Source organism: Streptomyces bambusae, from assembly GCF_019400985.1.
In the GTDB taxonomy this organism is placed as follows: Bacteria; Actinomycetota; Actinomycetes; order Streptomycetales; family Streptomycetaceae; genus Streptomyces; species Streptomyces bambusae_A.
Genome location: NZ_WTFF01000382.1, coordinates 1 through 6,395 on the forward strand (window position 1 = coordinate 1; position 6,395 = coordinate 6,395).

At 74.0% G+C, this 6,395-nt stretch carries 6 protein-coding genes; 3 read left to right on the forward strand and 3 right to left on the reverse strand.

Annotation, left to right across the window (positions count from 1 at the left end):
* Nucleotides 1-137: 137 nt before the first annotated feature.
* On the reverse strand, nt 138-1,280 hold the full coding sequence (locus GPJ59_RS32045; RefSeq protein ID WP_219671428.1) for an NADH-quinone oxidoreductase subunit D: 1,143 nt from the start codon (nt 1,278-1,280) through the stop codon (nt 138-140).
* A gap of 31 nt (nt 1,281-1,311) precedes the next feature.
* Here GPJ59_RS32045 and GPJ59_RS32050 point away from each other — a divergent pair, with 31 nt between their 5' ends.
* Complete coding sequence (locus GPJ59_RS32050; RefSeq protein ID WP_258025244.1) at nt 1,312-1,824, forward strand: PH domain-containing protein; 513 nt, start codon at nt 1,312-1,314, stop codon at nt 1,822-1,824.
* Nucleotides 1,821-3,245 carry a PH domain-containing protein gene (locus GPJ59_RS32055; RefSeq protein ID WP_374200970.1) on the forward strand — a complete coding sequence of 475 codons (1,425 nt, stop codon included), beginning with the start codon at nt 1,821-1,823 and terminating at the stop codon, nt 3,243-3,245. The genes GPJ59_RS32050 and GPJ59_RS32055 overlap by 4 nt, the downstream gene beginning before the upstream one ends.
* A 5-nt stretch (nt 3,246-3,250) precedes the next feature.
* On the opposite strand, the gene GPJ59_RS32060 is transcribed toward GPJ59_RS32055, so the two are convergent.
* Both GPJ59_RS32060 and GPJ59_RS32065 read right to left on the reverse strand, forming a co-directional pair.
* Entirely contained in the window at nt 3,251-3,925 is a 675-nt protein-coding gene (locus GPJ59_RS32060; RefSeq protein WP_219671430.1) for a response regulator transcription factor, read from the reverse strand.
* 14 nt (nt 3,926-3,939) lie between these two features.
* Nucleotides 3,940-5,145, reverse strand: a complete 1,206-nt coding sequence (locus tag GPJ59_RS32065) for a sensor histidine kinase (RefSeq protein ID WP_219671431.1) — start codon at nt 5,143-5,145, stop codon at nt 3,940-3,942.
* 107 nt (nt 5,146-5,252) lie between these two features.
* Here GPJ59_RS32065 and GPJ59_RS32070 point away from each other — a divergent pair, with 107 nt between their 5' ends.
* Entirely contained in the window at nt 5,253-6,293 is a 1,041-nt protein-coding gene (locus tag GPJ59_RS32070; RefSeq protein ID WP_219671432.1) for an SAM-dependent methyltransferase, read from the forward strand.
* Nucleotides 6,294-6,395: the final 102 nt, after the last annotated feature.

Consider the following 6,395-nt stretch of genomic DNA (forward strand, 5'->3'; position numbering starts at 1 on the left):
AGGCCGGGCCGCGGGCGGTCCGAGGGCGCGGGGCGGTCGGGGCGCGGGGCGGCAGCGGCGGCGGCAGCGGCAGCGGTCATGGCCGCAATCTAGGCCGCCCGGCCCGCCCCCGTCGCCGCACAGCGCCCGGTCCGCGCCTACTTGTCGATGTCGCCGACCACGAAGAACAGCGAGCCCAGGATCGCCACCATGTCCGCGACGAGCTGCCCGGGCAGCAGCTCGGTCAGCGCCTGGATGTTGTTGAACGACGCCGAGCGCAGCTTCAGCCGGTACGGCGTCTTCTCGCCCTTGGAGACGAGGTAGTAGCCGTTGATCCCGAGCGGGTTCTCGGTCCAGGCGTACGTGTGGCCCTCCGGCGCCTTGAGCACCTTCGGCAGCCGCTGGTTGATCGGCCCCGGCGGCAGCTCGGCCATCCGGTCCAGGCAGGCGTCGGCCAGGTCCAGGGAGTTGTGGGTCTGGTCCAGCAGGCACTCGAAGCGGGCCAGGCAGTCCCCGTCGGTGCGGGTGACGACCTTGAGCACGTCCTGCAGCTCGCCGTACGCCAGGTAGGGCTCGTCGCGGCGCAGGTCGAAGTCCACACCGGAGGCGCGGGCGATCGGGCCGGAGACCCCGTACGCGTGGACGGCCTCGGCGGACAGCACGCCGACGCCCCGGGTGCGGCCGCGGAAGATCTCGTTGCCGCGGACGAGCTTGTCGTAGACGTCCATCCGGGAGCGGCACTCGGCCACGGCTGCCCGGGCGCGGCCGAGCCAGCCCGCCGGCAGGTCCTCCTTGAGCCCGCCGACCCGGTTGAACATGTAGTGCATGCGGCCGCCGGAGATCTCCTCCATGACCGCCTGGAGGTCCTCGCGCTCGCGGAACGCGTGGAAGATCGGGGTGATACCGCCCAGTTCGAGGGGGTACGACCCGAGGAACATCAGGTGGTTGAGCACCCGGTTCAGCTCGGCGAGCAGGGTCCGCATCCACACGGCCCGCTCCGGCACCTCCATGCCGAGCATCCGCTCGACGGCCATGACCACGCCGAGCTCGTTGGAGAAGGCGGACAGCCAGTCGTGGCGGTTGGCCAGCATGACGATCTGACGGTAGTCACGGGCCTCGAAGAGCTTCTCGGCCCCGCGGTGCATGTAGCCGACCACCGGCTCCGCGCTGGTGATCCGCTCGCCGTCCAGGACGAGGCGCAGGCGCAGCACGCCGTGCGTGGAAGGGTGCTGAGGTCCGATGTTGAGCACCATGTCGGTGCTCTCCGCCGCACCGCCGATGCCGACCGTGGTCTCCGTCATGCGCCCAGTGTCTCAGCCCTACGCTGGAGGAATGGATACGGGGACGAAGCGGGAACCGGACGGACCACTCGGTGGGACGGACGGTGCCCGGTGGGTGGGACTGCCGGGCGGGCTGCTCCGGCTGCGACGGCTGCTGCTGGTGCTCTGGACGACCGTGCTCGGGGTGGTGACCGCCGTCCTGACCGGCGTGCTCGCCGGCCCGGCGTGGGCGGCGACCGGGCTGGTCTGGGCGGGCGTACTGGGCTGGGGCTGGGTGATGCTGGGGCGCAACTGGCGCTCGTGGCGGTACGCGGAACGCGCCGACGACCTGCTGATCAGCCGCGGGGTGCTGTGGCACGAGCAGACGGTCGTGCCGTACGGGCGGATGCAGCTGGTCGAGGTGACCTCCGGCCCGCTGGAGCGGCGCTTCGCGCTGGCCTCCGTACAGCTGCACACGGCCGCCGCGGCGAGCGACGCGAAGATCCCGGGCCTGGCGCCGGCCGAGGCGGAGCGGCTCCGCGACCGGCTGACGGAGCTCGGCGAGGCAAGGTCGGCGGGACTGTGAGCCCCGTGGAGCCGGGGGCCGCGCCGGTGGAGCCGGGTGCCGCCCATGAGGAGCCGGGCGCTGCGCCTGCCGAGGCCGACACGCCGCCCGTGGAGCCGGGGGCCGCGCCGGTGGAGCCGGGTGCCGCCCCAGCGGAGCACCACCGGCTGCACCCCTTCACCCCGCTGCGCCGCGCCTGGGTGCCGATCGGCGCCGTCATCGGCGTGCTCAGCCAGCAGGTCGACCGGGCCCAGGAGTGGGCCCGCGACCTGGGGTCGGTCCTCGGCGTGCTGCTGCTCCTCGGCCTGCTGCTGCTCGGCGCCCTGTACGGCTTCCTGAGCTGGTGGTTCACCTCCTACGCCGTCACCGACACCGAGCTGCGCATCCGCACCGGGCTGCTCTTCCGGCGCACGGCCCACATCCGGCTCGACCGCCTGCAGGCCGTCGACGTCACCCAGCCGCTGCTCGCCCGGGCCACCGGCGTGGCCAAGCTCAAGCTCGACGTCATCGGCACCGACGACAAGGACGAACTGGCCTTCCTCGGCGAGCGGGAGGCCCGGGCGCTGCGCGCGGAACTGCTGGCGCGGGCGGCCGGCTTCGCCCCGGCCGAGGCGGCCGGTGTCGGCGAGGCCCCGGTGCACGGGCTGCTGCGGGTCCCGGCCGACCGGCTGTGGCGCTCCCTGCTGCTGAGTCTCGGGGTCTGGGGGGCGCTGGCGGGCGGGCTGGCCGCGTCGGTGGCGGTGTGGTGGATCAGCGCCAGCCTCGTCGTGAGCCTGGCGATGCTGCTGCCCGTGCTGGGCGGCGTCTGGGCGGCCAGCGGCGGCCGCTTCCTCACCGAGTACGACTGGACGGTCGCGGACTCGCCCGACGGGCTGCGCCTGGACCACGGCCTGCTGGACCGGGCCCACGAGACGGTGCCGCCCGGCCGGGTGCAGATGGTGCGGATCGTGGAACCGCTGCTGTGGCGGCGGCGCGGCTGGGTCCGGGTGGAGCTGGCGGTGGCCGGCTCGAAGAACGACGTGCTGGTGCCGGTCGCCGAGCGCGGGGAGGCGTACGCGGTGGTGGCCCGGGTGCTGCCGGGCGTGGAGCTCGCGGACCTGGAGTTCGCTCCGTCCCCCGGGCGCGCCTCGCGCTGGGTGGTCCCGGTCTGGTGGAAGGGCTACGGCCTGGCGGTGTCCCCGCAGGTCTTCGCGGCCCGGCACGGCCGGCTGTGCCGGCGTACGGAGATCGTGCCGCACGCGAAGGTGCAGAGCGTACGGCTGACCCAGGGGCCGTGGGAACGGGCCCGCGGGGTCGCCGACGTCTCGGTCGACCACGGCGCGAACGGCACGGTCACGGCCCGGCTGCGTGCCGCGGCCGAGGCCGCCGAGTTCCTCCACGCCCAGGCCGACCGCTCCCGCACCGGCCGCGCGGACGCCAGCCCGGACCGCTGGATGACCTGAGGGGGCTACAGACTGCCGCCGCCTGCGCGGACCATGCCCGTCTCGTAGGCCAGGACGACCACCTGGACGCGGTCGCGCAGGCCCAGCTTGGTCAGGATGCGGCCGACGTGGGTCTTCACCGTGGCCTCCGACAGGACCAGGCGGGCGGCGATCTCGCCGTTCGACAGGCCCTGGGCGACCAGGAGCATGACCTCGCGCTCGCGGTCCGTCAGCCGGTCCAGCTCCTTGTGCTGCGGCTCCGCGGTCGTGGTCGGGAGCATGGGGGCGAAGCGGTCCAGCAGGCGGCGGGTCGTGGACGGGGCCACCACCGCGTCGCCGCTGTGGACCGAGCGGATCGCGCCCAGCAGCTCCGCCGGCGGCACGTCCTTCAGCATGAACCCGCTCGCCCCCGCCTTCAGCCCGGAGAACGCGTACTCGTCCAGGTCGAAGGTGGTCAGGATGATCACCTTGGGGTGGTCCTCCTGGGCGCAGATCCGCCGGGTCGCCTCGACCCCGTCGAGCTTCGGCATGCGCACGTCCATCAGGACCACGTCGACCTTCGTCGCGCGGAGCACCTCCAGCGCCTCCAGGCCGTCGCCGGCCTCGGCGACCACCTCCATGTCCGGCTGGGCGGCGAGCACCATCCGGAAGCCGGTGCGCAGCAGCACCTGGTCGTCTACGAGCATCACTCGGATGGACATCCGCTACCTCGACCTCATTTCTTCTTCAGCGGCAGCAGCGCGCTGATCCGGAAGCCTCCGCCCGGCCGCGGCCCCGCCTCCAGGGTCCCGCCGACCATACCGACCCGCTCCCGCATGCCGATCAGGCCGTGCCCGGCGCCGTCCGCGCCGCCGTCCTCGTACAACTCGTGGGCCGCGCCCCGCCCGTCGTCCTCGACCAGCAGGCCGAGCCCGTCGTCGAAGTACACCAGCCGCACGTTCGCCTTCGCCTCCGGGCCGCCGTGCTTGCGCGTGTTCGTCAGCGCCTCCTGCACGATCCGGTACGCCGTCAGCTCCACGCCGCTGGGCAGCGGCCGCGGCGTGCCCTCGACCTCGAAGTCGACCGTGAGCCCGGCCGCCCGCACCTGCTCGACGAGCACCTCGATCTGCTCGACGTCGGGCTGCGGCACGTAGTCCTCGGACTCCTGCGGCTCGCCGGTGCGCAGCACGCCCAGCAGGCGGCGCATCTCGGCGAGCGCCTGGCGCCCGGTGCCGGAGATGGTCTGCAGGGCCTCCTTGGCCTGCTCGGGGGCGACGTCCATGACGTACGCGGCGCCGTCGGCCTGGACCACCATCACCGAGACGTTGTGCGCGACGACGTCGTGCAGCTCGCGGGCGATCCGCGCGCGCTCCGCCGCCACCGCGACCTTGGCCTGGGCCTCGCGCTCCTTCTCCAGCCGCTGGTTGCGCTCGACCAGCTGGGCGTAGTACGCCCGGCGGGTGCGGACGGAGTCGCCCAGCACCCAGGCGAGGGCGAAGGGGACCATCATGAACAGCGTGAAGTAGACGTTCTGCGCGGAGCCGGCCGAGCTCTTGTCGATGCCGAAGCGCAGCGCGTAGAGCGGAGCGGCCGCGAGGCCCGCGCCGAGCGCGAAGCGGGACAGCCAGCGGGAGACGTCGCTGGCGGACGCGAGGGTGTAGAGGACGACCAGCGTCGCGAAGTCGGCGAGGTGGAGGTCGACGCGGGTCAGCAGCTGGTAGACGCCGGCGCCGAGGGCCACCCAGAACATCTGGGTCGTCCACCTGCGGCGCAACGCGACGGCGGTGGACAGCGCGAGCACCGACGGGACGGCGATCAGCCGCTCCGCGGCGGTGAGGTTCTCGGATGCCACTTCCAGCATGGCCATCCCGAGGAGCACGACAGCCCAGAAGCTGTCGACGCCCGTCGGGTGTCTGCGGAGGAAGTCGTAGAGGCGCTGCACGTAACCCAGAGTAGAAAAGCCGGATAGGTGCTGGAGTCAACCACAGGGGCGATCCGTGCCACAGGGGCGTACTCCGGAAGGTGGAGGGGTTGCTTAGTCTGTGGGTGATGAGCGAACAGTCTGGTCAGGGGAGCGTCACGGAGCCCGTGCGGTGGCGGGAGGCGATGGAGACCGCGCTGTACGGGCCCGACGGTTTCTACGTACGCCCGGGCGGGGCGGGCCCGGCCGGGCATTTCCGCACGTCCGTGCACGCCTCGCCGCTGTACGCCGGGGCGGTCGCCCGGCTCCTGCTGGCGGTGGACGAGCAGCTCGGCCGCCCGGGGGAGCTGGACCTGGTGGACGTCGGGGCCGGGCGCGGGGAACTGCTGACCGGGGTGCTGGCGGCACTGCCGCCGCAGGTGGCGGCGCGGGTACGGCCGTACGCGGTGGAGCGGGCGCAGCGGCCGGCGGGCCTGGACGGGCGGATCCGCTGGGTACCGGAGCCGCCGCGGGGGGCCGTGGGGCTGCTCTTCGCCAACGAGTGGCTCGACAACGTGCCGCTGGACGTCGCCGAGGACGGCCGGTACGTCCTGGTCGGGCGCGACGGCGCGGAGTCCCCGGGCGGGCCGGTGTCGGCCTCCGACCGGGAGTGGCTGGAGCGCTGGTGGCCGGGGCCGGGCCGACGCGAGATCGGCAGGGCGCGCGACGAGGCGTGGGCGGCGGCGGTCGGCACGCTGGAGCGGGGGCTGGCGGTCGCGGTGGACTACGCCCACACGGCGGCGAACCGGCCGGCGTACGGAACCTTGGCAGGCTTCCGCGGGGGGCGGGAGGTGGCGGCGGTGCCGGACGGTTCGTGCGACGTCACGGCGCACGTGGCGCTGGACGCGTGCGCGGTCGCCCCCGGCGGGGCGGGAACCGCCCTGCTGATGAGCCAGCGGGAGGCCTTGGGGGCGCTCGGGGTGTCGGGCGCGCGGCCCCCGCTCGCGCTGGCATCCACGGACCCGGTGGCGTACGTACGGGGGCTGGCGTCGGCGGGGGAGGCGGCCGAGCTCACCGCGCGCGGCGGGCTGGGGGACTTCCTGTGGCTGGTCCAGCCGGTGGGACTACCCGTGCCGGACCTGCTGGACCCGCTGCGCGGGGCTTCTTCCCCACCCCGCCCCTTCCCGTAACCGGGGGCTCCGCCCCCGGACCCCCGCGCCTCAAACGCCGGCGGGGCTGGATATGCCGCGCAGCGGCACATTCCAGCCCGCGCGGCGTTTGAGCGCACCGGG

Coding starts and splice junctions, on each gene's coding strand:
- GPJ59_RS32045 (WP_219671428.1), bottom strand. CDS start 1,280: ATGACGGAGACCACGGTCGGCATCGGCGGTGCGGCGGAGAGCACCGAC.
- GPJ59_RS32050 (WP_258025244.1), top strand. CDS start 1,312: ATGGATACGGGGACGAAGCGGGAACCGGACGGACCACTCGGTGGGACG.
- GPJ59_RS32060 (WP_219671430.1), bottom strand. CDS start 3,925: ATGTCCATCCGAGTGATGCTCGTAGACGACCAGGTGCTGCTGCGCACC.
- GPJ59_RS32070 (WP_219671432.1), top strand. CDS start 5,253: ATGAGCGAACAGTCTGGTCAGGGGAGCGTCACGGAGCCCGTGCGGTGG.